Consider the following 26,414-nt stretch of genomic DNA (forward strand, 5'->3'; position numbering starts at 1 on the left):
GCAGTGAAACGATGCATCGCCGATGGTAGTGTGGGGTTTCCCCATGTGAGAGTAGGTCATCGTCAAGATTAAATTCCAAAACCCCAATTGCGAAAGCAGTTGGGGTTTTGTTTTGGGCGCTCGAAAATCTGGTGGGGCGTCGATCATGACTGATATCCAGCCTTTCTATGCAATGACCCTGCGCATGGCTATCATGCGTGCCTCATTCTGTGGCGATATGTGCATGCTGACGTTGTTGAAACTTCTGAAAGATGGTCGCTTTCATTCTGGAGAAGCGCTTGGTGCCGCCCTAGGCGTCAGTCGCAGTGCCGTGTGGAAGCAGCTTCAGCATCTTGAGGCAGAATTGAATCTCCCCATTCATAAGATCCGGGGGCGCGGATATAGATTGGCTGCGCCATTGATGTTTTTGAATGCGCAGGAAATTTCTCAGAGGGCGGCTTCCTTGACTTGGCCCGTTCACATTTTCGACTCCATTGACTCCACTAATGCTGAGGCTTTACGTCTTGTCGATGCGGGCAGTGCGGCTCCTTTTATTGTGCTAGCGGAGCAGCAGACGGCTGGTAGGGGGCGACGAGGCCGCAAATGGGTCAGTCCATTTGCGCAAAACGTTTACTACAGCCTTGTATTGCGTGTTGAGGGCGGCCTGCGGCAACTGGAAGGGCTGAGTCTGGTGGTGGGGCTGGCAGTCCTGCAGGCTCTGCGTGAGTCGGGCGTGGAGGGCGCAGCTTTGAAGTGGCCAAACGACGTCCTGGTTAGGCACAAGAAAGTCTCAGGCATCTTGCTTGAGTTGGTGGGAGATCCCGCAGATATCTGTCACGTTGTGCTAGGGATAGGTATCAATGTGAATATGCAGAAGGCTGGAGAGGTTGATCAGCAGTGGACCTCGATGCAGCTCGAGACGGGCTCTTCTGTTGATCGCAATCACCTGGTGGCGCGACTGGGCTTGCAACTACAAGCCTACCTAGACCGACACAAGGCTGCCGGTTTTGCCGGGCTGCAAGCAGAATGGGAGCAGCATCACGCGTGGCAAGGGAAGAGTGTGTCGCTTATTGCGGGCGTCAATCAGATTGATGGGGTTGTGCTCGGTGTGGATTGTCAGGGCGCGTTGCGTTTGGATGTCGGTGGCGTTGAGAAAATATACAGCGGTGGTGAGCTAAGCCTGAGGTTGCGTGATGATTCTTGAGCTCGACTGTGGAAATAGCTTTATCAAGTGGCGTGTTCTTGAGTCGAGTGATGCAAGTGTCCGCGCCGAAGGCATCGCAGGTTCGGATATTGCGCTTATCGACAGTTTGGTGGCTTTGCCTGGTCTATTGCTCACGCGTTGTCGGTTGGTGAGTGTTCGCGCGCTTGAGGAGACCGATAAGTTGATAGCCGCGTTGGTAGGGGCATTTGGCGTTGCTGTTTCCTGTGCCACCTCTGCTCGAGAAATGAGCGGAGTGCGCAACGGCTACGAAGACTTCCAGCGCCTAGGAATGGATCGATGGCTGGCCATGCTAGGCGCGTTCAAGTTGGCGTCAGGTGCATGCCTGGTACTCGATTTTGGTACGGCGGCGACCGCAGATTTTATCGGTCCGGACGGTGAGCACCTGGGTGGTTTTATTTGTCCGGGTATGCCGCTTATGCGTAATCAACTGCGAACCCATACTCGCAAGATACGCTACGACGACGCGGCCGCTGAGCGGGCGCTGGAGCGTCTCTCTCCAGGTCGCACGACCGTAGAGGCCGTCGAGCGTGGTTGTACGCTCATGCTTAGAGGTTTCGTGCTCACTCAGCTCGAGTTGGCGCGAGGCTATTGGGGTGAGGACTTCACGGTCTTTCTCACTGGAGGCGATGCCGACCTCGTCAGGGATGCTGCGCCTCAGGCTCGGCTGGTCCCGGACCTGGTGTTTGTTGGTCTGGCGATGGCGTGTCCTTTGTCTTGAGGTAATTATGCGCTGGCTGTTTTTACTTTTACTGGTTCTCAATGTTTTTTATTACGTCTGGCATCAGCAAGAGGCGCCATTGCGGGCCAAGGATGTCACGCCCTTGAATCTCCATCGAGGAGCGCAGCAAGATATTCGCCTCTTGAGTGAGTCGGCAGATGCGGTGGCTCGGCGTGATCGAGCGAGGTCGGCGGAGGCGCAGAATACCTGCTTGTACATCGGCGGTTTCTCGGATCGACGCCAAGCCTCTTCTCTTGAGCAGAGGCTCACGAGCCTGGATATAAAGGTCACGGTCCAGTTGCTGAATGCACAGAGCGCCTCGGGTTATTGGTTGCGTGTGGCCCCTGAGAGCCGTCGCCTGGCTGACGATCTCCCCTTTGAAAGCCTTGCTAATGAATTCAATGAGTTAAAACATAAAATAATGCTGTGCGAAGGCATTGCAACTCTCGAATAGTTTGCATAGAATGGCGCCCGCTTCGCAGTGAAGACCTTTAAGGGCTACAGTGCAAAGCTACCGTCAATGCAGCTAACCTCATAATTTAAATGAGAAAATGCTTGACAGAAGGTCGGCGTGATGTAAAATGCCGGCTCGCTTAGGAGGGGTTCCCGAGCGGCCAAAGGGATCAGACTGTAAATCTGACGTCTACGACTTCGAAGGTTCGAATCCTTCCCCCTCCACCATTTTTAGCGTGAGCTGCAAGCTCCGCGGGTATAGTTTAGTGGTAGAACCTCAGCCTTCCAAGCTGATGATGCGGGTTCGATTCCCGCTACCCGCTCCAAGTTTGCAGGTTGTGCAAGGTGTTTCGCTCTTGTAGCTCAGTTGGTAGAGCACACCCTTGGTAAGGGTGAGGTCAGCGGTTCAAATCCGCTCAAGAGCTCCATATGACAAGGCAGATATGAAAATATCTGCCTTTGTTTTAACAGCTGCCTCGGCTTGAATGTTGTTCGATGTTTCAGGTCTTGTGGGGTTGGTTGTTGTAAAGTCTTTTTCAGGCCTGCATAATGGTCGGCCTGATTTTGTTTTAGGTCAGTAGCTCAATTGGCAGAGCGACGGTCTCCAAAACCGTAGGTTGGGGGTTCGATTCCCTCCTGACCTGCCAGATTCACGTGGTGTGTCTGGCTTTCTTTTCACAGGATCTTCATAGATGACTCCTAAGGCTGAAGCTCAAAGCTCTCGTTTCGATCTGGTAAAGTGGCTCGCTGTAGTCGCCTTGGTGGTCGTAGGCGTTGTTGGCAATCAGTACTATTCTGCTTCGCCGATCCTGTACCGTGTACTCGCTTTGCTTGCCCTCGCTGCTGTAGCTGCCTTTGTAGGCCTGCAGACTGCCAAAGGCAAGTCCTTCGCGGTACTGGTTAAGGAAGCCCGCACCGAAATCCGTAAAGTCGTTTGGCCGACTCGCCAAGAAACCACTCAGACCACATTGATTGTCGTGGCTGTTGTTCTGGTTATGGCGTTGCTGTTGTGGGGGCTTGACTCCCTGCTCGGCTGGCTTGTTTCCTTGATTGTTGGCTAAGGGTGTCCCGTGGCTAAGCGTTGGTACGTTGTGCATGCTTACTCGGGTTACGAGAAGCATGTTATGCGCTCTTTGCTGGAGCGCGTAAAGCTGGCAGGCATGGAAGATGGCTTCGGCGAAATTCTGGTTCCCACTGAAGAAGTGGTTGAAATGCGGAATGGGCAGAAGCGCAAAAGCGAACGCAAGTTCTTCCCTGGCTACGTGCTGGTACAGATGGATATGAACGAAGGTACTTGGCACTTGGTCAAGGATACCCCTCGCGTCATGGGCTTCATTGGTGGTACTGCCGATAAGCCTGCTCCGATCACCGACAAAGAGGCGGAAGCAATTCTGCGTCGTGTTGCTGACGGTAGTGACAAGCCCAAGCCGAAGACATTGTTCGAGCCGGGTGAGGTTGTTCGCGTTACAGACGGTCCGTTCGCTGATTTCAACGGTACGGTCGAAGAAGTTAACTACGAAAAGAGCCGGATCCAAGTGGCGGTGCTCATTTTCGGTCGCTCTACCCCGGTAGAGTTGGAGTTCAGCCAGGTCGAAAAGGTCTAGCAGGACAAGCATCCCAACCCCGCAGCCTAGGCTGTGGGGTTTTGTCGTCACTGGGATAAACGCGCAAGTAACCGGGGAGCCTTTCGAGGCGTTTGAACCCGTAATTGGAGTGCCTCATGGCCAAGAAGATTACCGCTTACATCAAGCTGCAAGTGAAGGCCGCTCAGGCCAACCCTAGCCCACCCGTCGGTCCAGCTCTGGGTCAGCACGGCGTGAACATCATGGAATTCTGCAAGGCCTTCAACGCCCGTACTCAGGGTCTTGAGCCAGGTCTGCCGACTCCAGTGATCATCACTGTATACAGCGACCGTAGCTTCACCTTCGAAACCAAGTCGACCCCGGCTTCGGTTTTGCTGAAGAAAGCTGCCGGTCTGACCAGCGGTTCCGCTCGTCCTAACACCGTTAAGGTTGGCACCGTAACCCGTGCTCAGCTGGAAGAAATCGCGAAAACCAAAAACGCGGATCTGACTGCAGCTGATATGGATGCAGCCGTGCGTACCATCGCCGGTTCTGCTCGTAGCATGGGCCTTAACGTGGAGGGTGTGTAATGGCTAAGCTGACCAAGCGCCAAAAGGCTATCGCCGGCAAAATCGAAGCGGGCAAGTCCTACAACTTCGTAGACGCTGCTGCCCTGCTGACCGAGCTGTCGACTGTCAAGTTCAGCGAGTCTGTTGACGTTGCTGTGAACCTGGGCGTTGACCCACGTAAATCCGACCAGGTCGTTCGTAGCGCTACTGTGCTGCCACACGGTACTGGCAAGACTGTACGTGTTGCCGTCTTCACCCAAGGCCCAGCTGCTGAAGCTGCTCTGGCCGCTGGTGCTGATCGCGTTGGCATGGATGACCTGGCTGCCGAAATGAAAGGCGGCGACCTGAACTATGACGTCGTAATTGCTTCCCCGGATGCAATGCGCGTTGTAGGTCAGTTGGGTCAGATCCTCGGTCCACGTGGCCTGATGCCTAACCCTAAAGTCGGCACCGTAACTCCAGACGTAGCTACCGCGGTTAAAAACGCCAAGGCTGGTCAGGTTCGTTATCGCACCGACAAAAACGGCATCATTCACACCTCCGTTGGCAAAGTCGGCTTCGATGCCGTCAAGCTGAAGGAAAACGTTGAAGCCCTGATCGCTGATCTGAAGCGTATCAAGCCTGCTTCCTCGAAAGGTATCTACGTCAAGCGCGTTACCCTGAGCACCACTATGGGCCCAGGCCTGGTCATCGACCAAGGCTCGCTGGACGTATAAGACATAAATTGGCGCAAGTAATTGCGCCAATTGAAAGATTGGGGTCCCTGCCTGGCGGGGGCTATCCAAGACCGTAGGCGACGCAAGTCTTAAACCAACAAGCCTACGCAGATGGTGCTCCCGGTTCCTTACCGAATCAGACACCAAAACGACATCAGGCCTAGGCCAGATGAAACGGTAACAAGCAGGAGTTAAACCCGTGGCAATTAATCTCGAAGACAAGAAGGCCATCGTCGCTGAAGTCAACGAGGCTGCCAAAGCTGCTCTGTCCGCTGTCGTGGCTGATGCCCGTGGTGTGACAGTAGGCGCTATGACCGGACTCCGTAAAGAGGCTCGTGAAGCTGGCGTATACGTACGTGTTGTACGTAACACCCTGCTCAAGCGCGCCGTTGCTGACACTGAATACAGTGTTCTCAACGACGTGTTCACTGGCCCGACTCTGATCGCGTTCTCTAAAGATCATCCAGGCGCTGCTGCCCGTTTGTTCAAGGAATTCGCCAAGAGTCAGGATAAGTTCGAGATCAAGGCAGCTGCGTTCGAGGGCAAGTTCCTCGCAGCTAACCAAATCGACGTACTGGCAACACTGCCGACCCGCGACGAAGCCATTTCGCAGCTGATGAGCGTGATTCAAGGCGCTACCAGCAAGCTGGCTCGTACTCTGGCTGCAGTTCGCGAGCAAAAAGAAGCTGCCGCAGCCTAAGGCTGAGCAACCTCTCTCGCGTATTTTTGTTTATTTCGATGGCCGCGTAGGCCGTCCCCCAATTCAGGAAATACAGCAATGTCTATCTCCCAAGACGATATCCTCAACGCCGTAGCTGAAATGTCGGTTCTGCAGGTTGTTGAGCTGATCAAAGCTTTCGAAGAAAAATTCGGCGTTTCCGCTGCCGCTGCTTCCGCCGGTCCAGCTGCTGCTGCTGCCGTTGTTGAAGAGCAAACCGAATTCAACGTCATGCTGACCGAAGCTGGCGAGAAGAAAGTAAACGTGATCAAGGCAGTACGTGAACTGACCGGTCTGGGCCTGAAAGAAGCCAAGGCTGTAGTTGACGGCGCTCCTGCCATGGTTCTGGAAGCTGTTACTAAAGACGCAGCTGACAAAGCCAAAGCTACTCTGGAAGAAGCAGGCGCTAAAGTCGAGCTGAAGTAAGCATCGACCTTGCGTCTCCAGCCCAAGCGTTAAGCTGAAGGCTGATGGCTGGTGGCTCTTGCCACCGGCCTTTTTCCGTTCTTGGCTGTCGACTCGGTCGCCGCCATTAACGCGCTGTAGCCACCCGAAGCGGTGGTGCAAACCATGGGGTTTGCAAGATTTTCTGGCTGCTCCCGTCGGAGGGGCCAAACAAGCAGGTGACCAAGCTGGGGAACGCTGATGGCTTACTCATATACTGAGAAAAAACGTATCCGCAAGGACTTTAGCAAGTTGCCGGACGTCATGGATGTCCCGTACCTTCTGGCTATCCAGCTGGATTCGTATCGTGAATTCTTGCAGGCGGGAGCGACCAAAGATCAGTTCCGCGACGTGGGCCTGCATGCGGCCTTCAAATCCGTTTTCCCGATCATCAGCTACTCCGGCAATGCTGCGCTGGAGTACGTCGGTTATCGCCTGGGCGAACCGGCATTTGATGTCAAAGAATGCGTGTTACGTGGCGTTACGTACGCCGTACCTTTGCGGGTAAAAGTCCGTTTGATCATTTTCGACAAAGAATCGTCGAACAAAGCGATCAAGGACATCAAAGAGCAAGAAGTCTACATGGGCGAAATCCCATTGATGACCGAGAACGGTACCTTCGTAATCAACGGTACCGAGCGTGTAATCGTTTCCCAGCTGCACCGTTCCCCGGGCGTGTTCTTCGACCACGACCGCGGCAAGACGCACAGCTCCGGCAAACTCCTGTACTCCGCGCGGATCATTCCGTACCGCGGTTCGTGGTTGGACTTCGAGTTCGACCCGAAAGACTGCGTGTTCGTACGTATCGACCGTCGTCGCAAGCTGCCGGCCTCGGTACTGCTGCGCGCACTCGGCTATACCACTGAGCAAGTGCTGGACGCTTTTTATACCACCAACGTATTCAGCCTGAAGGATGAAACCCTCAAGCTGGAGCTGATCGCTTCGCGTCTGCGTGGTGAAATTGCCGTCCTGGACATCCAGGATGAAAAAGGCAAGGTCATCGTTGAGGCTGGCCGTCGTATCACTGCGCGCCACATCAACCAGATCGAAAAAGCCGGTATCAAAGAGCTGGAAGTGCCTCTGGACTACGTTCTGGGTCGCACTACCGCCAAGGTCATCGTTCACCCGGCTACAGGCGAAATCCTGGCTGAGTGCAACACCGAGCTGAACACCGAGATCCTGGCCAAAATCGCCAAGGCCCAGGTTGTTCGCATCGAGACCCTGTACACCAACGATATCGACTGCGGTCCGTTCATCTCCGACACACTGAAGATCGACTCCACCAGCAACCAATTGGAAGCGCTGGTCGAAATCTATCGCATGATGCGTCCTGGTGAGCCGCCAACCAAAGACGCTGCCGAAACCCTGTTCAACAACCTGTTCTTCAGCCCTGAGCGTTATGACCTGTCTGCGGTCGGCCGGATGAAGTTCAACCGTCGTATCGGTCGTACCGAGATCGAAGGTTCGGGCGTGCTGTGCAAGGAAGACATCGTCGCGGTATTGAAGACTTTGGTCGACATCCGTAACGGCAAAGGCATCGTCGATGACATCGACCACCTGGGTAACCGTCGTGTTCGCTGCGTAGGCGAAATGGCCGAGAACCAGTTCCGCGTTGGCCTGGTGCGTGTTGAGCGTGCGGTCAAAGAGCGTCTGTCGATGGCTGAAAGCGAAGGCCTGATGCCGCAAGACCTGATCAACGCCAAGCCAGTGGCTGCGGCGGTGAAAGAGTTCTTCGGTTCCAGCCAGCTTTCGCAGTTCATGGACCAGAACAACCCGCTCTCCGAGATCACCCACAAGCGCCGTGTTTCTGCACTGGGCCCGGGCGGTCTGACCCGTGAGCGTGCTGGCTTTGAAGTCCGTGACGTACACCCGACGCATTACGGTCGTGTATGCCCGATCGAAACGCCGGAAGGTCCGAACATCGGTCTGATCAACTCCCTGGCTGCCTATGCGCGCACCAACCAGTACGGCTTCCTCGAAAGCCCATACCGTGTGGTGAAAGACGCCCTGGTCACCGACGAGATCGTATTCCTGTCCGCCATCGAAGAAGCTGATCACGTGATCGCTCAGGCTTCGGCCACGATGAACGACAAGAAAGTCCTGGTCGACGAGCTGGTAGCTGTTCGTCACTTGAACGAGTTCACCGTCAAGGCGCCGGAAGACGTCACCTTGATGGACGTTTCTCCGAAGCAGGTAGTTTCGGTTGCAGCGTCGCTGATCCCGTTCCTGGAACACGATGACGCCAACCGTGCGTTGATGGGTTCCAACATGCAGCGTCAAGCTGTACCGACCCTGCGTGCTGACAAGCCGCTGGTAGGTACCGGCATGGAGCGCAACGTAGCACGTGACTCCGGCGTTTGCGTCGTGGCTCGTCGTGGCGGCGTGATCGACTCCGTTGATGCCAGCCGTATCGTGGTTCGTGTTGCCGATGACGAAGTAGAAACTGGCGAAGCCGGTGTCGACATCTACAACCTGACCAAATACACCCGTTCGAACCAGAACACCTGCATCAACCAGCGTCCGCTGGTGAGCAAGGGTGATCGCGTTCAGCGTAGCGACATCATGGCCGACGGCCCGTCCACCGACATGGGTGAACTGGCTCTGGGTCAGAACATGCGCATCGCGTTCATGGCATGGAACGGCTTCAACTTCGAAGACTCCATCTGCCTGTCCGAGCGTGTTGTTCAAGAAGACCGCTTCACCACGATCCACATCCAGGAACTGACCTGTGTGGCGCGTGATACCAAGCTTGGGCCTGAGGAAATCACTGCAGACATCCCGAACGTGGGTGAAGCTGCACTGAACAAGCTGGACGAAGCCGGTATCGTTTATGTAGGTGCTGAAGTTGGCGCTGGCGACATCCTGGTCGGTAAGGTCACTCCGAAAGGCGAGACCCAACTGACGCCTGAAGAGAAGCTGCTGCGTGCCATCTTCGGTGAAAAAGCCAGCGACGTTAAAGACACCTCCCTGCGTGTACCTACCGGTACCAAGGGTACGGTCATCGACGTACAGGTCTTCACCCGTGACGGCGTTGAGCGTGATGCTCGTGCACTGTCCATCGAGAAGACTCAGCTCGACGAGATCCGCAAGGACCTGAACGAAGAGTTCCGTATCGTTGAAGGCGCGACCTTCGAACGTCTGCGTTCCGCTCTGGTAGGCCACAAGGCTGAAGGCGGCGCAGGCCTGAAGAAAGGTCAGGACATCACCGACGAAATCCTCGACGGTCTTGAGCACGGGCAGTGGTTCAAACTGCGCATGGCTGAAGATGCTCTGAACGAGCAGCTCGAGAAGGCCCAGGCCTATATCGTTGATCGCCGCCGTCTGCTGGACGACAAGTTCGAAGACAAGAAGCGCAAACTGCAGCAGGGCGATGACCTGGCTCCAGGCGTGCTGAAAATCGTCAAGGTTTACCTGGCAATCCGTCGCCGCATCCAACCGGGCGACAAGATGGCCGGTCGTCACGGTAACAAGGGTGTGGTCTCTGTGATCATGCCGGTTGAAGACATGCCGCACGATGCCAATGGCACCCCGGTCGACGTCGTCCTCAACCCGTTGGGCGTACCTTCGCGTATGAACGTTGGTCAGATCCTTGAAACCCACCTGGGCCTCGCGGCCAAAGGTCTGGGCGAGAAGATCAACCGCATGATCGAAGAGCAGCGCAAAGTCGCAGACCTGCGTAAGTTCCTGCACGAGATCTACAACGAGATCGGCGGTCGCAACGAAGAGCTGGACACCTTCTCCGACCAGGAAATCCTGGATCTGGCGAAGAACCTGCGCGGCGGCGTTCCAATGGCTACCCCGGTGTTCGACGGTGCCAAGGAAAGCGAAATCAAGGCCATGCTGAAACTGGCAGACCTGCCAGAAAGCGGCCAGATGCAGCTGTTCGACGGCCGTACCGGCAACAAGTTCGAGCGCCCGGTTACTGTTGGCTACATGTACATGCTGAAGCTGAACCACTTGGTAGACGACAAGATGCACGCTCGTTCTACCGGTTCGTACAGCCTGGTTACCCAGCAGCCGCTGGGTGGTAAGGCTCAGTTCGGTGGTCAGCGTTTCGGGGAGATGGAGGTCTGGGCACTGGAAGCATACGGTGCTGCATACACTCTGCAAGAAATGCTCACAGTGAAGTCGGACGATGTGAACGGTCGTACCAAGATGTACAAAAACATCGTGGACGGCGATCACCGTATGGAGCCGGGCATGCCCGAGTCCTTCAACGTGTTGATCAAAGAAATTCGTTCCCTCGGCATCGATATCGATCTGGAAACCGAATAACACGTGACGCGAATCGAGAGCGGGGCTGTTTAGCCCGCTCTCTGCTCCGCCAGGAGGAAAGGCCTTGAAAGACCTACTGAATTTGCTGAAAAACCAGGGTCAAGTCGAAGAGTTCGACGCCATCCGTATTGGATTGGCATCGCCTGAGATGATCCGTTCGTGGTCGTTCGGTGAAGTTAAAAAGCCGGAAACCATCAACTACCGTACGTTCAAACCTGAGCGTGACGGCCTGTTCTGCGCCAAGATCTTTGGCCCGGTAAAGGATTACGAGTGCCTGTGCGGTAAGTACAAGCGCTTGAAGCACCGGGGTGTGATCTGTGAGAAGTGTGGCGTTGAAGTCGCACTGGCCAAGGTTCGTCGTGAGCGCATGGCGCACATCGAACTGGCTTCGCCGGTTGCCCACATCTGGTTCCTGAAATCGCTGCCGTCCCGTATCGGCTTGCTGATGGACATGACCCTGCGTGATATCGAACGTGTTCTCTACTTCGAGAGCTATGTCGTTATCGACCCAGGCATGACCACCCTTGAAAAAGGTCAGCTGCTGAACGACGAGCAGTACTTCGAAGCGCTGGAAGAGTTCGGCGACGATTTCGATGCCCGCATGGGTGCCGAAGCTGTCCGCGAACTGCTGCACGCTATCGACCTGGAGCACGAGATTGGTCGTCTGCGCGAAGAGATTCCGCAAACCAACTCCGAAACCAAGATCAAGAAACTGTCCAAGCGTCTGAAGTTGATGGAAGCCTTCCAGGGTTCCGGCAACTTGCCAGAGTGGATGGTGCTGACCGTTCTGCCGGTTCTGCCGCCAGACCTGCGTCCGCTGGTACCGTTGGACGGTGGTCGTTTCGCGACGTCCGACCTCAACGACCTGTACCGCCGCGTGATCAACCGTAACAACCGCTTGAAGCGCCTGCTTGATCTGTCCGCTCCGGACATCATCGTGCGCAACGAAAAGCGTATGTTGCAAGAAGCGGTTGATGCCCTGCTCGACAACGGTCGTCGTGGCCGCGCTATCACCGGTTCGAACAAGCGTCCTCTGAAATCCTTGGCTGACATGATCAAGGGTAAGCAAGGCCGTTTCCGTCAGAACTTGCTCGGTAAGCGTGTTGACTACTCCGGTCGTTCGGTAATTACCGTAGGCCCGACCCTGCGTCTGCACCAGTGCGGTCTGCCTAAGAAGATGGCACTCGAGCTGTTCAAGCCGTTCATCTTCGGCAAGCTTGAAATGCGCGGTCTTGCGACCACCATCAAAGCGGCCAAGAAAATGGTCGAGCGCGAACTGCCAGAGGTTTGGGACGTTCTCGCTGAAGTGATCCGCGAACACCCGGTTCTCCTCAACCGTGCACCGACCCTTCACCGTCTGGGTATCCAGGCGTTTGAACCTGTACTGATCGAAGGTAAGGCTATCCAGCTGCACCCTCTGGTCTGTGCTGCGTACAACGCCGACTTCGACGGCGACCAAATGGCCGTGCACGTACCGCTGACACTGGAAGCCCAGTTGGAAGCGCGTGCGTTGATGATGTCGACCAACAACATCCTGTCGCCAGCCAACGGCGAGCCAATCATCGTTCCGTCGCAGGACGTTGTATTGGGTCTGTACTACATGACTCGTGAAGCGATCAACGCCAAAGGCGAAGGTCGTGTGTTCGCTGACCTGCAAGAAGTTGACCGTGTGTTCCGTGCTGGCGAAGCCGCACTGCACGCCAAGGTCAAGGTGCGGATCCACGAAACCGTCAACGACCGTGACGGCGGCAGCGTGAGCAACACCCGTATCGTCGACACTACTGTCGGCCGTGCGCTGTTGTATCAGGTTGTGCCAAAAGGCCTGTCGTACGACGTCGTCAACCTGCCGATGAAGAAAAAGGCGATCTCCAAGCTGATCAACCAGTGCTACCGCGTGGTTGGTTTGAAAGAGACCGTTATCTTCGCTGACCAGTTGATGTACACAGGTTTCGCTTACTCGACTATCTCCGGCGTTTCCATCGGTGTTAACGACTTCGTTATCCCGGATGAAAAAGCTCGCATCATCAGTGCTGCCACTGACGAAGTGAAAGAGATCGAGAGCCAGTACGCCTCCGGCCTGGTAACCCAGGGCGAGAAGTACAACAAAGTGATCGACCTTTGGTCCAAGGCCAACGACGAAGTGTCCAAGGCGATGATGGCCAACCTCTCGAAAGAGAAAGTCATCGACCGTCACGGCGACGAAGTTGACCAAGAGTCCTTCAACTCGATGTACATGATGGCCGACTCGGGCGCACGGGGTTCTGCTGCGCAGATCCGTCAGCTCGCCGGTATGCGTGGCCTGATGGCCAAGCCGGACGGTTCCATCATCGAAACGCCGATCACTGCGAACTTCCGTGAAGGTTTGAGCGTACTTCAGTACTTCATCTCCACTCACGGTGCTCGTAAGGGTCTTGCGGATACCGCGTTGAAAACCGCTAACTCCGGTTACCTGACTCGTCGTCTGGTAGACGTTGCACAAGATCTGGTTGTAACCGAGATCGATTGCGGCACCGAGCACGGCCTGCTGATGACGCCGCACATTGAAGGCGGTGACGTTGTAGAGCCGCTGGGTGAGCGCGTATTGGGTCGTGTTATTGCCCGTGACGTATTCAAGCCAGGTACCGAGGAAGTTATCGTTCCTGCCGGCACCCTGGTTGACGAGAAGTGGGTCGAGTTCATCGAACTCAACAGCATCGACGAAGTGATCGTTCGCTCGCCGATCAGTTGCGAAACCCGCTACGGCATCTGCGCCAAGTGCTATGGCCGTGACTTGGCTCGTGGTCACCAGGTGAACATCGGTGAAGCGGTCGGCGTTATCGCTGCCCAGTCCATCGGTGAGCCGGGTACCCAGCTCACCATGCGTACGTTCCACATCGGTGGTGCGGCAAGCCGGACCTCCGCAGCCGACAGCGTTCAGGTGAAGAATGGCGGTACCGTCCGCCTGCATAACCTCAAGCACGTTGAGCGAGTGGATGGTCACCTGGTTGCTGTGTCCCGTTCCGGTGAGCTGGCCATCGCTGATGACTACGGTCGTGAGCGTGAGCGTTACAAGCTGCCGTACGGTGCTGTGATTTCGGTTAAAGAAGGTGACAAGGTCGACGCTGGCGCAATCGTGGCCAAGTGGGATCCGCACACTCACCCAATCGTTACCGAAATGAAAGGTACCGTGACCTACGTGGGCATGGAAGAAGGCATCACGATCAAGCGTCAGACTGACGAATTGACCGGTATGACCAACATTGAAGTACTCGACGCCAAAGATCGTCCAGCTGCTGGTAAGGACATCCGTCCTGCCGTGAAGATGGTCGATGACAACGGCAAGGATCTGTTGCTGCCAGGCACTGACGTAATCGCTCAGTACTTCCTGCCAGCCAACGCCCTGGTCGGTGTAGCGGATGGTGCGAAGATCGCGATCGGTGATGTTATCGCGCGTATCCCGCAAGAAACTTCGAAGACCCGTGACATCACCGGTGGTCTGCCGCGTGTTGCCGACTTGTTCGAAGCTCGTCGTCCGAAAGAAGCGTCGATTCTGGCTGAAGTCAGCGGCACCATCGCGTTCGGTAAAGAAACCAAAGGCAAGCGCCGTCTGGTTATTACCCCGAACGACGGTAGCGATCCGTATGAAGAGCTGATTCCGAAGTGGCGTCACCTGAACGTGTTCGAAGGCGAACAGGTAAACCGCGGCGAAGTTATCTCCGACGGTCCGAGCGATCCACACGACATCCTGCGTCTGCTGGGTGTGAGTGCGCTGGCCAAGTACATCGTTAACGAGATCCAGGACGTTTACCGTCTGCAAGGCGTGAAGATCAACGACAAGCACATCGAGACCATCCTGCGTCAGATGCTGCGTAAAGTTGAAATCGCTGAATCCGGCGATTCCAGTTTCATCAAGGGCGACCAGATGGAACTGACTCACGTACTGGTAGAAAACGAGCGCCTGGCGAACGAAGAGAAGTTTGTCTCCAAGTTCACTCGCGTGCTGCTGGGTATCACCAAGGCGTCGTTGTCCACTGAGTCGTTCATCTCGGCGGCCTCCTTCCAAGAGACCACTCGCGTACTGACCGAAGCAGCGGTAACCGGCAAGCGCGATTACCTGCGCGGCCTGAAAGAAAACGTAGTCGTGGGTCGTCTGATCCCGGCAGGTACCGGTTTGGCTTACCACAGCGAGCGTAAGCGTCGCCGTGATGCTGACAAGCCGCTGCGCGTAAGCGCCAGTGAAGTGGAAGCTGCACTGACCGAAGCGCTGAACTCAAGCGGTAACTGAGTTCTGCGATAGATGAGTCTGGGCCCTGGCACTCCCGTTCGTCGGATCGAGGCATTTTTGCCCCGGTTCGACGCGAGGGGAGGTCGGGGCCTTGCCTTGACTGGGGACAAGATCCTCTTTAGACTCTTGTACCCCTAAATTTGGCGGGAATTCGTTCCTGCCATTTTGCTTTTCTTGCAAGACAATAGCGTCGCAAGACAACAGTGGAGCTAGTAGATGGCAACTATCAACCAGCTGGTACGTCAGCCGCGTAAGCGTATCGTCGAGAAATCCGACGTACCTGCGCTGCAGAACTGCCCGCAACGTCGTGGCGTATGCACCCGTGTGTATACCACCACGCCGAAAAAACCTAACTCGGCACTGCGTAAAGTATGCCGTGTGCGTCTGACCAACGGTTTCGAGGTTTCCTCGTACATCGGCGGTGAAGGCCACAACCTGCAAGAGCACAGCGTGGTACTGATCCGCGGCGGTCGTGTAAAAGACTTGCCAGGTGTTCGTTATCACACCGTACGCGGTTCCTTGGATACTTCCGGCGTTAAAGGTCGTAACCAGGGTCGTTCGAAGTACGGTACCAAGAAGCCTAAGTAGTAGCGGCTTTTTGTAAACCTGAATCATCTTATTTTCTGAGTCGATAAGAGTAAGGTCGGAGGCGTCCCGAAAGGGCACCGATTCCGAGCGAACCTGAAGACCGTTTGAGGGCTTATCCATGCCAAGAAGACGCGTAGCAGCCAAGCGCGAAGTGCTTGACGATCCAAAATACGGAAGCCAAATCCTGGCCAAGTTCATGAACCACGTGATGGAAAGCGGCAAGAAAGCCGTTGCCGAGCGTATCGTTTATGGCGCGCTGGAAAAGGTTAAAGAACGCAAGAACAGCGACCCCCTGGAAATCTTCGAGAAAGCTCTCGACGCCATCGCTCCGCTGGTCGAAGTGAAGTCGCGCCGTGTAGGCGGTGCTACTTACCAGGTTCCGGTTGAAGTTCGCCCGTCCCGTCGTAACGCTCTGGCAATGCGCTGGTTGGTAGACTTCGCCCGTAAGCGCGGCGAGAAGTCTATGGCTCTGCGTTTGGCCGGCGAACTGTTGGACGCTGCTGAAGGTAAAGGTGCTGCTGTTAAGAAGCGTGAAGACGTGCACCGTATGGCTGAAGCCAACAAAGCTTTCTCGCACTACCGCTTCTAATTTTAGCTTCACTAATTTTGCGAGGGCTTTATGGCTCGTACTACTCCGATTAGCCGCTACCGTAACATCGGTATCGTCGCTCACGTGGATGCTGGTAAAACCACCACCACCGAGCGCGTACTGTTTTACACCGGCAAAAGTCACAAAATGGGCGAGGTGCATGACGGCGCCGCGACCACGGACTGGATGGTTCAGGAGCAGGAGCGTGGTATTACCATTACTTCTGCTGCTATTACCGCCTTCTGGAAAGGTTCCGAGAAGCAGTACAAAGACGAGCATCGCTTCAACGTAATCGATACCCCGGGCCACGTAGACTTCACCATTGAAGTTGAACGTTCCCTGCGCGTACTCGACGGCGCTGTCGTTGTGTTCTGCGGCACCTCGGGTGTTGAGCCTCAGTCGGAAACCGTATGGCGTCAAGCCAACAAGTACGGTGTTCCACGTCTTGTTTATGTAAACAAGATGGACCGTGCTGGTGCCAACTTCCTGCGCGTGATCGGTCAGATCAAGCAGCGTCTGGGTCACACTCCGGTGCCTATCCAGTTGGCTATCGGTTCCGAAGACAACTTCCAGGGTCAGATCGATCTGATCAACATGGAAGCTGTTTACTGGAATGATTCCGACAAGGGTATGGTTCCTGTTCGTAAGCCTATCCCTGAAGAACTTCAGGAACTGGCTGACGAGTGGCGCAACAACATGGTTGAGGCTGCTGCCGAAGCCAGCGAAGAGCTGATGAACAAATACCTCGAAGGTGAAGAGCTCACCAACGTGGAAATCAAGGCCGCTCTGCGTCAGCGTACTATCGCTGGTGAGATCGTCTTGGCTGTTTGCGGTTCCTCGTTCAAGAACAAGGGTGTTCCCCTGGTTCTCGACGCCGTTATCGACTACCTGCCTGCTCCAACCGACATTCCTGCTATCAAGGGTTCCAACCCTGATAACGAGGAAGAAGAAATGGAGCGTCACGCCGATGACAACGAGCCGTTCTCGGCTCTGGCGTTCAAGATCGCTACCGACCCATTCGTGGGTACTTTGACCTTCGTTCGCGTTTACTCGGGCGTGTTGGCCTCCGGCGACGGCGTGATCAACTCGGTTAAAGGCAAGAAAGAGCGCGTGGGTCGTATGGTGCAAATGCACGCAAACGCCCGTGAAGAGATCAAGGAAGTACGCGCTGGTGACATCGCGGCCCTGATCGGCATGAAGGACGTCACCACTGGTGAGACTTTGTGCGACGCTGCCAAGCCAATCATCCTGGTTCGCATGGACTTCCCGGAGCCGGTTATTTCGGTTGCCGTAGAGCCTAAGACCAAGGATGACCAGGAAAAAATGGGTATCGCTCTGGGCAAGCTTGCTCAGGAAGATCCATCTTTCCGCGTCAAGACTGATGAAGAGACTGGTCAAACGATCATCTCCGGCATGGGCGAGCTGCACTTGGACATCCTGGTTGACCGGATGCGCCGTGAGTTCAACGTCGAAGCCAACATCGGTAAGCCTCAGGTTTCCTATCGTGAGCGCATCACGAAGAACTGTGAAATCGAAGGCAAGTTCGTTCGTCAATCCGGCGGTCGTGGTCAGTTCGGTCACTGCTGGATCCGTTTTGCTCCTGCTGACGAAGGTCAGGAAGGTCTGCAATTCGTGAACGAAGTAGTAGGTGGTGTTGTTCCTAAGGAATACATCCCTGCTATCCAGAAGGGTATCGAAGAGCAGATGAAGAACGGTGTTGTTGCCGGCTATCCGCTGATCGGCCTGAAAGCAACCGTTTTTGACGGTTCTTACCACGACGTCGACTCCAACGAGATGGCGTTTAAGGTGGCTGCTTCCATGGCAACCAAGCAACTGGCCCAGAAGGGCGGTGGTGAGTTGCTTGAGCCAATCATGGCGGTAGAAGTTGTTACACCTGAAGACTATATGGGTGATGTCATGGGCGACCTTAACCGTCGTCGCGGCATGATCTTGGGTATGGAAGACACGGTTTCCGGCAAAGTGATTCGCGCCGAGGTTCCGTTGGGTGAGATGTTCGGTTATGCGACCGACGTTCGCTCCATGTCCCAGGGTCGCGCAAGCTACTCTATGGAATTCAAAAAATACAACACAGCTCCGGCGCACATCGCTGAAACTGTATCCAAAAAACAAGGCTGATTCAGTCCTTTAGGCAAGGAGTTAATTGTCGTGGCTAAAGAAAAATTTGATCGTTCCCTACCGCACGTAAACGTTGGCACCATCGGCCACGTTGACCACGGTAAAACCACTCTGACCGCTGCTCTGACTCGCGTCTGCTCCGAAGTTTTCGGTTCGGCTCGTGTTGACTTCGACAAGATCGACAGCGCACCAGAAGAAAAAGCTCGTGGTATCACCATCAACACCGCGCACGTTGAGTACAACTCGACTATTCGTCACTACGCTCACGTTGACTGCCCAGGTCACGCTGACTACGTGAAGAACATGATCACTGGTGCTGCCCAGATGGACGGCGCTATCCTGGTTTGCTCGGCCGCTGATGGTCCGATGCCACAAACCCGTGAGCACATCCTGCTGTCCCGCCAGGTTGGCGTTCCGTACATCGTGGTTTTCCTGAACAAGGCTGACCTGGTAGACGACGCTGAGCTGCTGGAACTGGTTGAGATGGAAGTGCGCGATCTGCTGAGCACTTACGACTTCCCGGGCGACGACACTCCGATCATCATCGGTTCTGCTCGTATGGCTCTGGAAGGCAACGACGAAAACGAAATGGGCACCACTGCCGTTCGTAAACTGGTTGAAACTCTGGACAGCTACATCCCAGAACCAGTTCGTCTGACCGACAAGCCGTTCCTGATGCCAATCGAAGACGTATTCTCGATCTCCGGTCGCGGTACTGTTGTGACTGGTCGTATCGAGCGCGGTATCGTTCGCGTTCAGGATCCACTGGAAATCGTTGGTCTGCGTGACACTACTGTCACCACCTGCACCGGTGTTGAAATGTTCCGCAAACTGCTCGACGAAGGTCGTGCTGGCGAGAACTGCGGCGTTCTGCTGCGTGGTACCAAGCGTGACGACGTTGAGCGTGGCCAGGTTCTGGTTAAGCCGGGTTCGGTCAAGCCGCACACCAAGTTCACCGCAGAAGTTTACGTTCTGAGCAAAGAAGAAGGCGGCCGTCATACTCCGTTCTTCAAAGGCTACCGTCCACAGTTCTACTTCCGTACTACTGACGTGACCGGTAACTGCGAATTGCCAGAAGGCGTTGAAATGGTAATGCCAGGCGATAACATTCAAATGACTGTTACCCTGATCAAAACCATCGCAATGGAAGACGGTCTGCGCTTCGCTATCCGTGAAGGCGGCCGTACCGTTGGTGCTGGCGTTGTAGCTAAAATCATCGAGTAATCTCTCTTTTGAGTGAGCTCTGATGTTTTGAAAAGGCCCCCGCTTAGCGGGGGCCTTTTTTATTGGGTTGACACCTATCTAGGGCGTCTATAGAATTGCGCCTCCTTTTAACGGGCGTATTGCGCCCGGTGGGAATAGCAGCCGGAGTCTGAAATCCAATGCAAAATCAGCAAATCCGTATCAGGTTGAAGGCTTTTGACCATCGCCTGATCGACCAATCCACCCAGGAAATCGTGGAAACCGCGAAACGTACTGGTGCTCAAGTGCGTGGTCCAATTCCACTGCCTACCCGTAAAGAGCGGTTCACCGTTCTGGTCTCCCCGCACGTCAACAAAGACGCGCGTGACCAGTACGAGATCCGTACTCATAAGCGCGTACTGGACATCGTCCAGCCAACGGATAAAACCGTTGATGCACTTATGAAGCTCGATCTGGCGGCCGGTGTGGAAGTACAGATCAGCCTCGGCTAAGACTTGGGTCTTAGTCGTGTAACGCTCTGAAATGGGCGGCCATAGCGGGTGAAAGCCCCGTACACTCATGAGGTTTACAACATGACTATTGGTGTAGTCGGTCGTAAATGCGGTATGACCCGTATTTTCACCGAAGAAGGTGTCTCCATTCCGGTCACGGTCATTGAGATCGAACCGAATCGCGTCACCCAGTTCAAAACTGAAGAAACCGATGGCTATCGTGCAGTGCAAGTCACTGTCGGCGAGCGTCGTGCTTCGCGCGTGACTGCTGCTCAAGCAGGTCACTTCGCTAAAGCAAACGTTGCAGCTGGTCGTACTGTCATGGAGTTCCGTCTTGAAGACGGCGACTACCAGGCTGGCGATCTGATCAACGCTGAAATCTTCGCCGCTGGTCAACTGGTTGATGTAACCGGTCAGTCCAAGGGTAAAGGCTTCCAGGGTACGATCAAGCGTTGGAATTTCCGTGGTCAAGACAACACTCACGGTAACTCCGTTTCCCACCGCGTCCCGGGCTCTATTGGCCAGTGCCAGACTCCTGGTCGTGTATTCAAGGGCAAAAAAATGTCCGGTCATATGGGCGCTGAGCGCGTGACCGTGCAGTCCCTCGAAGTAGTGCGCGTCGACGCTGAACGCAATCTGTTGTTGGTCAAGGGTGCTGTTCCTGGCGCTACTGGCGGCAACCTGGTTGTACGTCCAGCGGCCAAGGCTCGCGGTTAAGGGGAAGCTGACATGCAATTAAATGTAAATGACGCTCAAGCGATCGAAGTTTCCGAACTGACATTTGGCGGCGAATTCAACGAGACGCTCGTTCACCAAGCAGTCGTGGCCTACATGGCCGGCGGCCGTCAAGGTAGCAAGCAGCAAAAGACCCGTTCCGACGTACGTGGTGGCGGTAAGCGCCCTTGGCGTCAGAAAGGCACTGGCCGTGCTCGTGCCGGTACTATCCGTAGCCCAATCTGGCGTGGCGGCGGTACCACTTTCGCAGCTCGTCCACAGGATCACTCTCAGAAGCTCAACAAGAAGATGTACCGCGCAGCACTGCGCTCCATCCTTGCTGAACTCGTGCGTACTGATCGTCTGGTCGTGGTTCAGGACTTCGCTGTTGAAAGTCCAAAAACCAAAGATCTGCTGGGCAAACTGAACAACATGAGCCTGACCGACGTTTTGATCGTGTCCGAAGCTGTTGATCAGAACCTGTACCTGGCTGCTCGCAACCTGCCACACGTTGATGTACGTGACGTGCAAGGTTCCGATCCAGTTAGTCTGATCGCATACGACAAGGTGTTGATCACCGTGTCGGCCGTGAAGAAATTCGAGGAGCTGCTGGGATGAACCAGGAACGCGTATTTAAAGTTCTGCTTGGCCCGCACGTTTCCGAAAAGGCTACGGTTCTGGCTGACAAGAAAGGCCAGTTCGTTTTCAAGGTTGCAACTGACGCAACCAAGCTGGAAATCAAGAAGGCCGTCGAAAGCCTGTTCAGCGTGAAAGTAGAGCGTGTTACTACCCTGAATGTTCTGGGTAAGAGCAAGCGCACTGCTCGCGGTCTGGGCAAGCGTAATGACTGGAAGAAGGCAGTTATCTCCCTTCAGCCAGGCCAAGATCTCGATTTCAGCAGCAGTGCTGAGTAAGGAAGGGGTGCATCATGGCAATCGTTAAATGCAAACCGACTTCCCCTGGCCGCCGTTTTGTGGTCAAGGTGGTCAACCAGGAGCTGCATAAAGGCGCTCCTCACGCACCGCTGCTCGAGAAAAAATCGAAGTCTGGTGGTCGTAACAACAATGGTCGTATTACCACTCGTCACATCGGTGGTGGCCATAAGCAGCATTATCGTCTGGTCGACTTCCGTCGCAACGACAAAGATGGCATCGCTGCCACTGTCGAGCGTATCGAATACGATCCAAACCGTACTGCTCACATCGCTCTGCTGCTGTACGCAGATGGCGAGCGTCGCTACATCATCGCCCCTAAAGGCGTGAGTGCTGGCGACCAGCTGATCGCAGGTGCTCTGGCACCGATCAAGCCGGGCAACGCTCTGCAACTGCGTAACATTCCAGTTGGTAGCACCGTACACGGCATCGAATTGAAGCCAGGTAAAGGCGCACAGATCGCTCGTTCCGCTGGTGCTTCGGCTCAGTTGATCGCTCGTGAAGGTGTCTACGTGACCCTGCGTCTGCGTTCTGGTGAGATGCGTAAAGTACTGGCTGAATGCCGTGCGACCCTGGGCGAAGTCTCGAACTCCGAGCACAGCCTGCGTTCGTTGGGTAAAGCTGGTGCCAAACGCTGGCGTGGCGTTCGCCCAACCGTTCGTGGTGTTGCCATGAACCCGGTTGACCACCCACACGGTGGTGGTGAAGGTCGTACCTCTGGTGGTCGTCATCCGGTATCGCCATGGGGCTTCCCGACTAAGGGCGCGAAGACTCGTGGTAATAAGCGTACCGACAAAATGATCGTCCGTCGTCGCAAGTAAATAGAGGGATACGACAGTGCCACGTTCTCTGAAAAAAGGTCCTTTTATTGATCTTCACCTACTGAAGAAGATCGAAGTGGCGGCGGAAAAGAACGATCGCAAACCAGTTAAGACCTGGTCGCGTCGTTCGATGATCCTGCCACAAATGGTCGGTCTGACCATCGCAGTACACAACGGTCGTCAACACGTCCCAGTTCTCGTTAACGAAGACATGGTCGGCCACAAACTGGGCGAGTTTGCCGGTACCCGCACTTATCGTGGGCACGTGGCAGACAAGAAAGCCAAGCGTTAAGGGGTTAGGAAATGGAAGTAGCCGCTAAGTTGTCGGGCGCTCGAATCTCCGCCCAGAAAGCCCGCTTGGTCGCCGACCAGATCCGCGGGAAGAAGGTGGGCGAAGCGCTCAACCTGTTGGCTTTCAGCAGTAAGAAAGCCGCCGAGATCATGAAGAAAGTGCTGGAGTCGGCCGTAGCCAACGCCGAGCATAACGAAGGCGCAGACGTTGATGACCTGAAGGTCAGCACCGTTTTCGTCAACGAAGGGCGTTCGCTGAAGCGCATCATGCCACGTGCCAAAGGCCGTGCTGATCGCATCGTCAAGCGGTCTTGCCATATCACTGTCAAGGTTGCTGACAAGTAACGGAGTCGAAGAGATGGGTCAGAAAGTACATCCCATTGGCATTCGCCTGGGAATCGTCAAGGAGCACACCTCCGTCTGGTACGCAGACGGTCGGACTTATGCGGACTACTTGTTCGCTGATCTGAAGGTGCGTGAGTATCTCCAAGACAAACTAAAAAGCGCGTCCGTAAGCCGTATCGATATCCATCGTCCGGCGCAAACTGCACGTATCACCATCCACACCGCTCGTCCAGGTATCGTTATCGGGAAGAAAGGTGAAGATGTTGAGAAACTGCGTCAGGACCTGACCAAGCAAATGGGTGTGCCTGTGCACATCAATATCGAAGAGATCCGCAAGCCGGAGCTCGACGGTATGCTGGTTGCGCAGAGCGTAGCTCAGCAGCTGGAGCGTCGCGTAATGTTCCGTCGCGCTATGAAGCGCGCCGTACAGAACGCCATGCGCATTGGTGCCAAAGGCATCAAAATCCAAGTGAGCGGTCGTCTCGGCGGTGCTGAAATCGCACGTACTGAATGGTATCGCGAAGGTCGTGTGCCACTGCACACCCTGCGTGCCGACATCGACTATGCCAACTACGAAGCTCACACCACTTACGGTGTGATCGGTGTAAAGGTTTGGATCTTCAAAGGCGAAGTAATTGGTGGTCGCCAAGAAGAACTGAAACCACAAGCACCAGCGCCTCGTAAAAAAGCTGCTAAGTAAGGGGTACGCCAAATGTTGCAACCTAAGCGTACGAAGTTCCGCAAGCAGATGACAGGCCACAACCGTGGTCTGGCTCAGCGCGGTAGCAAAGTCAGCTTCGGCGAGTTCGCGCTGAAGTCTGTAGCTCGTGGTCGTCTCACCGCTCGTCAGATCGAGTCAGCGCGTCGTGCTCTGACCCGTCACGTAAAACGTGGCGGCAAGATCTGGATCCGTGTATTCCCGGACAAGCCGATCTCCAAAAAACCTCTCGAGGTTCGGATGGGTAAAGGTAAGGGTAACGTGGAATACTGGGTAGCCCAGATTCAGCCAGGCAAAGTCCTGTATGAAATCGAGGGTGTTTCTGAAGAGCTGGCGCGTGAGGCTTTCGCCCTGGCTGCTGCAAAGCTGCCGCTCGCCACCTCCTTTGTTAAACGGACGGTGATGTGATGAAAGCGAATGAACTTCGTGAAAAATCCGCACAGCAGCTGAACGAGCAACTGCTCGGCCTGCTGCGCGACCAGTTCAATCTGCGTATGCAGAAAGCAACTGGCCAGTTGGGGCAGTCTCATCTGCTCTCGCAAGTTAAGCGTGACATCGCTCGCGTGAAGACTGTGCTCAACCAGCAGGCAGGTAAGTGATCATGGCTGAAGCCGAAAAGACTGTCCGTACGCTGACTGGCCGTGTTGTCAGCGACAAGATGGACAAAACCATCACCGTTTTGATCGAGCGTCGCGTTAAGCACCCGATCTACGGTAAATATGTTAAGCGTTCGACTAAGCTGCACGCGCACGACGAAACCAATCAGTGCCACATCGGCGACAAAGTCACTATTCGTGAAACTCGTCCGATGGCCAAGACCAAGTCTTGGGCACTGGTTGATGTTCTCGAACGCGCTGTGGAAGTCTAAGGACTAGGGGTCGGAGAAATTATATGATTCAGACTCAATCCATGCTCGATGTGGCCGATAACAGCGGCGCTCGCCGTGTTATGTGCATCAAGGTGCTGGGTGGCTCCCATCGTCGTTACGCTGGTATCGGTGACATCATCAAAGTTACCGTGAAGGAAGCAATTCCTCGCGGTAAGGTGAAAAAAGGCCAAGTGATGACTGCTGTTGTAGTCCGCACTCGTCACGGCGTACGTCGTGCTGATGGCTCCATTATCCGCTTTGATGGCAACGCTGCTGTTCTTCTGAACAACAAGCAAGAGCCGATCGGCACCCGTATCTTTGGGCCAGTGACCCGTGAACTTCGTACTGAGAAGTTCATGAAGATCGTCTCGCTCGCCCCAGAAGTGCTGTAAGGAGATCCGACATGCAAAAGATTCGTCGTGACGACGAGATCATCGTGATCGCCGGCAAAGACAAAGGTAAGCGCGGTAAGGTGCTTAAGGTTCTCGCTAATAACCGTCTGGTTATCGGTGGTCTGAACCTGGTCAAGCGTCATACCAAGCCTAACCCGATGTCGGGCGTGCAGGGCGGTATCGTCGAGAAAGAAGCTCCGCTGGATGCTTCTAACGTCGCCATCTTCAACGGCGAAACCAACAAGGCTGACCGCGTTGGTTTCAAAGTAGAAGACGGTAAGAAAATTCGTGTCTTCAAGTCGACCCAAAAAGCGGTTGATGCTTGAACACTGCTAGGTAGATTAGACCATGGCACGACTACAAGAGATTTACCGGAAGGAAATCGCCCCTAAGCTTAAGGAAGAACTTAAGCTCGGGAACGTGATGGAAGTTCCGCGCGTCACCAAAATCACCCTGAACATGGGTCTGGGCGAAGCGATCGGCGACAAAAAAGTCATCGAGCACGCTGTTGCTGACCTGGAAAAGATCACCGGTCAAAAAGTCGTTGTGACTTACGCTCGGAAATCCATCGCTGGCTTTAAAGTCCGTGAAGGTTGGCCGATCGGCGTCAAAGTGACTCTGCGCCGTGAGCGTATGTACGAATTCCTGGATCGTCTGCTGTCGATCTCCCTGCCTCGGGTCCGCGACTTCCGCGGCCTGAATGCCAAGTCCTTCGATGGTCGTGGTAACTACAGCATGGGCGTGAAAGAGCAGATCATCTTCCCGGAAATCGACTACGACAAGATCGATGCTCTCCGCGGTCTGGACATCACCCTGACCACCACTGCCAAGAACGATGATGAAGGCCGCGCTCTGCTGCGTGCGTTCAAATTCCCGTTCCGCAACTGATTGGAGTAGGACCATGGCCAAGATGAGCATGAAAAACCGCGAGCTGAAGCGTCAGCTCACGGTTGCCAAGTACGCCAAGAAGCGTGCAGCACTGAAAGCAATCATCGTTGATCTGAACGCAAGTCCAGAAGCGCGTTGGGAAGCTACAGTTGCTCTGCAGAAGCAGCCACGTGACGCAAGCGCTTCGCGCATGCGTAACCGCTGCCGCCTGACCGGTCGTCCACACGGCGTTTACCGCAAGTTCGGCCTCGGCCGTAACAAACTGCGTGAAGCGGCAATGCGTGGTGACGTACCAGGTCTGGTTAAAGCCAGCTGGTAAGTACTTTCAACGTCCAGGTGGTCGGAATCGCAAGATACTGACCGCCGGTGACCTTGAATCTGGATCAAGCCCCTTTTGGGGCTTGTTTCATTTCTGGAGTATGTCTAAAATACGCGGCTCGCCTGAGCCCGTGTTTTTTGTGCTCGGAGATTCTCGGCGACATATGTAGCCGCAAGGCTAATTTTTTTGTATTAGG

The 26,414-nt window shown here is 54.9% G+C and carries 30 protein-coding genes and 4 tRNA genes; all 34 read left to right on the forward strand.

Annotated features, from left to right (window positions below):
- Positions 1–223 precede the first annotated feature (223 nt).
- The 34 genes from birA (at position 224) to rpsN (ending at position 26,218) form a co-directional block, all read left to right on the forward strand.
- Positions 224–1,183 (forward strand): bifunctional biotin--[acetyl-CoA-carboxylase] ligase/biotin operon repressor BirA, encoded by a 960-nt coding sequence (birA, locus tag JFT58_RS19535; RefSeq protein WP_054896956.1) that lies wholly within the window; start codon positions 224–226, stop codon positions 1,181–1,183.
- Positions 1,173–1,922 (forward strand): pantothenate kinase, encoded by a 750-nt coding sequence (locus JFT58_RS19540; RefSeq protein WP_054896954.1) that lies wholly within the window; start codon positions 1,173–1,175, stop codon positions 1,920–1,922. Before birA ends, JFT58_RS19540 begins: the two co-directional genes overlap by 11 nt.
- Before the next feature lie 7 nt (positions 1,923–1,929).
- Positions 1,930–2,376, forward strand: coding sequence for a hypothetical protein (locus tag JFT58_RS19545; protein ID WP_054896953.1), 447 nt, complete (start codon positions 1,930–1,932; stop codon positions 2,374–2,376).
- Between the two features lie 142 nt (positions 2,377–2,518).
- Positions 2,519–2,603: transfer RNA gene (locus JFT58_RS19550), tRNA-Tyr, on the forward strand.
- A 24-nt stretch (positions 2,604–2,627) separates the two neighbouring features.
- Positions 2,628–2,701, forward strand: a tRNA-Gly gene (locus JFT58_RS19555).
- 26 nt (positions 2,702–2,727) lie between these two features.
- Positions 2,728–2,803 (forward strand) — tRNA-Thr (locus JFT58_RS19560).
- A gap of 143 nt (positions 2,804–2,946) precedes the next feature.
- Positions 2,947–3,022, forward strand: a tRNA-Trp gene (locus JFT58_RS19565).
- Between the two features lie 45 nt (positions 3,023–3,067).
- Complete coding sequence (secE, locus tag JFT58_RS19570; protein WP_003194658.1) at positions 3,068–3,436, forward strand: preprotein translocase subunit SecE; 369 nt, start codon at positions 3,068–3,070, stop codon at positions 3,434–3,436.
- Between the two features lie 9 nt (positions 3,437–3,445).
- Positions 3,446–3,979, forward strand: coding sequence for a transcription termination/antitermination protein NusG (nusG, locus tag JFT58_RS19575; protein ID WP_003176436.1), 534 nt, complete (start codon positions 3,446–3,448; stop codon positions 3,977–3,979).
- Positions 3,980–4,095: 116 nt separating this feature from the next.
- Positions 4,096–4,527, forward strand: coding sequence for a 50S ribosomal protein L11 (gene rplK / locus JFT58_RS19580; protein ID WP_003176435.1), 432 nt, complete (start codon positions 4,096–4,098; stop codon positions 4,525–4,527).
- On the forward strand, positions 4,527–5,222 hold the full coding sequence (gene rplA / locus JFT58_RS19585; RefSeq protein WP_003176434.1) for a 50S ribosomal protein L1: 696 nt from the start codon (positions 4,527–4,529) through the stop codon (positions 5,220–5,222). Before rplK ends, rplA begins: the two co-directional genes overlap by 1 nt.
- 199 nt (positions 5,223–5,421) lie before the next feature.
- The gene (gene rplJ, locus JFT58_RS19590) at positions 5,422–5,922 is read left to right on the forward strand and encodes a 50S ribosomal protein L10 (RefSeq protein WP_003232405.1); all 501 of its coding nucleotides are present in this window, start codon (positions 5,422–5,424) and stop codon (positions 5,920–5,922) included.
- A gap of 78 nt (positions 5,923–6,000) precedes the next feature.
- The gene (gene rplL / locus JFT58_RS19595; protein ID WP_020302454.1) at positions 6,001–6,366 is read left to right on the forward strand and encodes a 50S ribosomal protein L7/L12; all 366 of its coding nucleotides are present in this window, start codon (positions 6,001–6,003) and stop codon (positions 6,364–6,366) included.
- A gap of 219 nt (positions 6,367–6,585) precedes the next feature.
- Positions 6,586–10,659: a DNA-directed RNA polymerase subunit beta gene (gene rpoB, locus JFT58_RS19600; RefSeq protein ID WP_010206926.1), complete on the forward strand. Its 4,074-nt coding sequence runs from the start codon at positions 6,586–6,588 to the stop codon at positions 10,657–10,659.
- 64 nt (positions 10,660–10,723) lie between these two features.
- Positions 10,724–14,923: a DNA-directed RNA polymerase subunit beta' gene (gene rpoC, locus JFT58_RS19605; RefSeq protein WP_003194653.1), complete on the forward strand. Its 4,200-nt coding sequence runs from the start codon at positions 10,724–10,726 to the stop codon at positions 14,921–14,923.
- Positions 14,924–15,139: 216 nt separating this feature from the next.
- The gene (gene rpsL / locus JFT58_RS19610) at positions 15,140–15,511 is read left to right on the forward strand and encodes a 30S ribosomal protein S12 (RefSeq protein ID WP_002555494.1); all 372 of its coding nucleotides are present in this window, start codon (positions 15,140–15,142) and stop codon (positions 15,509–15,511) included.
- 118 nt (positions 15,512–15,629) lie between these two features.
- Positions 15,630–16,100: a 30S ribosomal protein S7 gene (rpsG, locus tag JFT58_RS19615; RefSeq protein ID WP_002555493.1), complete on the forward strand. Its 471-nt coding sequence runs from the start codon at positions 15,630–15,632 to the stop codon at positions 16,098–16,100.
- Between the two features lie 30 nt (positions 16,101–16,130).
- Positions 16,131–18,236: an elongation factor G gene (gene fusA, locus JFT58_RS19620; RefSeq protein WP_003194651.1), complete on the forward strand. Its 2,106-nt coding sequence runs from the start codon at positions 16,131–16,133 to the stop codon at positions 18,234–18,236.
- A gap of 30 nt (positions 18,237–18,266) precedes the next feature.
- Positions 18,267–19,460 (forward strand): elongation factor Tu, encoded by a 1,194-nt coding sequence (tuf, locus tag JFT58_RS19625; RefSeq protein WP_005791980.1) that lies wholly within the window; start codon positions 18,267–18,269, stop codon positions 19,458–19,460.
- 158 nt (positions 19,461–19,618) lie between these two features.
- The gene (gene rpsJ / locus JFT58_RS19630) at positions 19,619–19,930 is read left to right on the forward strand and encodes a 30S ribosomal protein S10 (protein ID WP_003186070.1); all 312 of its coding nucleotides are present in this window, start codon (positions 19,619–19,621) and stop codon (positions 19,928–19,930) included.
- Positions 19,931–20,011: 81 nt separating this feature from the next.
- Positions 20,012–20,647 carry a 50S ribosomal protein L3 gene (gene rplC / locus JFT58_RS19635; RefSeq protein WP_003194649.1) on the forward strand — a complete coding sequence of 212 codons (636 nt, stop codon included), beginning with the start codon at positions 20,012–20,014 and terminating at the stop codon, positions 20,645–20,647.
- 12 nt (positions 20,648–20,659) lie between these two features.
- Positions 20,660–21,262 (forward strand): 50S ribosomal protein L4, encoded by a 603-nt coding sequence (gene rplD / locus JFT58_RS19640; RefSeq protein WP_003176424.1) that lies wholly within the window; start codon positions 20,660–20,662, stop codon positions 21,260–21,262.
- Positions 21,259–21,558, forward strand: a complete 300-nt coding sequence (rplW, locus tag JFT58_RS19645; protein ID WP_002555488.1) for a 50S ribosomal protein L23 — start codon at positions 21,259–21,261, stop codon at positions 21,556–21,558. Before rplD ends, rplW begins: the two co-directional genes overlap by 4 nt.
- A gap of 14 nt (positions 21,559–21,572) precedes the next feature.
- Positions 21,573–22,397: a 50S ribosomal protein L2 gene (gene rplB, locus JFT58_RS19650; protein WP_003186055.1), complete on the forward strand. Its 825-nt coding sequence runs from the start codon at positions 21,573–21,575 to the stop codon at positions 22,395–22,397.
- Positions 22,398–22,413: 16 nt separating this feature from the next.
- The gene (gene rpsS / locus JFT58_RS19655; protein ID WP_002555486.1) at positions 22,414–22,689 is read left to right on the forward strand and encodes a 30S ribosomal protein S19; all 276 of its coding nucleotides are present in this window, start codon (positions 22,414–22,416) and stop codon (positions 22,687–22,689) included.
- An 11-nt stretch (positions 22,690–22,700) separates the two neighbouring features.
- Complete coding sequence (rplV, locus tag JFT58_RS19660; RefSeq protein ID WP_003103908.1) at positions 22,701–23,033, forward strand: 50S ribosomal protein L22; 333 nt, start codon at positions 22,701–22,703, stop codon at positions 23,031–23,033.
- 13 nt (positions 23,034–23,046) lie between these two features.
- Positions 23,047–23,733, forward strand: a complete 687-nt coding sequence (gene rpsC / locus JFT58_RS19665) for a 30S ribosomal protein S3 (RefSeq protein ID WP_003176422.1) — start codon at positions 23,047–23,049, stop codon at positions 23,731–23,733.
- A gap of 12 nt (positions 23,734–23,745) precedes the next feature.
- Positions 23,746–24,159, forward strand: a complete 414-nt coding sequence (gene rplP, locus JFT58_RS19670; protein WP_003176421.1) for a 50S ribosomal protein L16 — start codon at positions 23,746–23,748, stop codon at positions 24,157–24,159.
- A complete protein-coding gene (gene rpmC / locus JFT58_RS19675; protein ID WP_002555481.1) occupies positions 24,159–24,350 on the forward strand; it encodes a 50S ribosomal protein L29 in 192 nt (63 codons plus the stop codon). The genes rplP and rpmC overlap by 1 nt, the downstream gene beginning before the upstream one ends.
- 2 nt (positions 24,351–24,352) lie before the next feature.
- A complete protein-coding gene (gene rpsQ, locus JFT58_RS19680; protein ID WP_003194644.1) occupies positions 24,353–24,619 on the forward strand; it encodes a 30S ribosomal protein S17 in 267 nt (88 codons plus the stop codon).
- Between the two features lie 23 nt (positions 24,620–24,642).
- Positions 24,643–25,011 (forward strand): 50S ribosomal protein L14, encoded by a 369-nt coding sequence (gene rplN, locus JFT58_RS19685; protein WP_002555479.1) that lies wholly within the window; start codon positions 24,643–24,645, stop codon positions 25,009–25,011.
- Between the two features lie 11 nt (positions 25,012–25,022).
- Positions 25,023–25,337 carry a 50S ribosomal protein L24 gene (rplX, locus tag JFT58_RS19690; RefSeq protein ID WP_003176416.1) on the forward strand — a complete coding sequence of 105 codons (315 nt, stop codon included), beginning with the start codon at positions 25,023–25,025 and terminating at the stop codon, positions 25,335–25,337.
- Between the two features lie 22 nt (positions 25,338–25,359).
- Positions 25,360–25,899, forward strand: coding sequence for a 50S ribosomal protein L5 (rplE, locus tag JFT58_RS19695; protein WP_003194642.1), 540 nt, complete (start codon positions 25,360–25,362; stop codon positions 25,897–25,899).
- Between the two features lie 13 nt (positions 25,900–25,912).
- Positions 25,913–26,218 (forward strand): 30S ribosomal protein S14, encoded by a 306-nt coding sequence (rpsN, locus tag JFT58_RS19700; RefSeq protein WP_003176414.1) that lies wholly within the window; start codon positions 25,913–25,915, stop codon positions 26,216–26,218.
- Positions 26,219–26,414: the final 196 nt, after the last annotated feature.

The organism is Pseudomonas sp. MF6767, assembly GCF_016405475.1.
In the GTDB taxonomy this organism is placed as follows: Bacteria; Pseudomonadota; Gammaproteobacteria; order Pseudomonadales; family Pseudomonadaceae; genus Aquipseudomonas; species Aquipseudomonas paracarnis.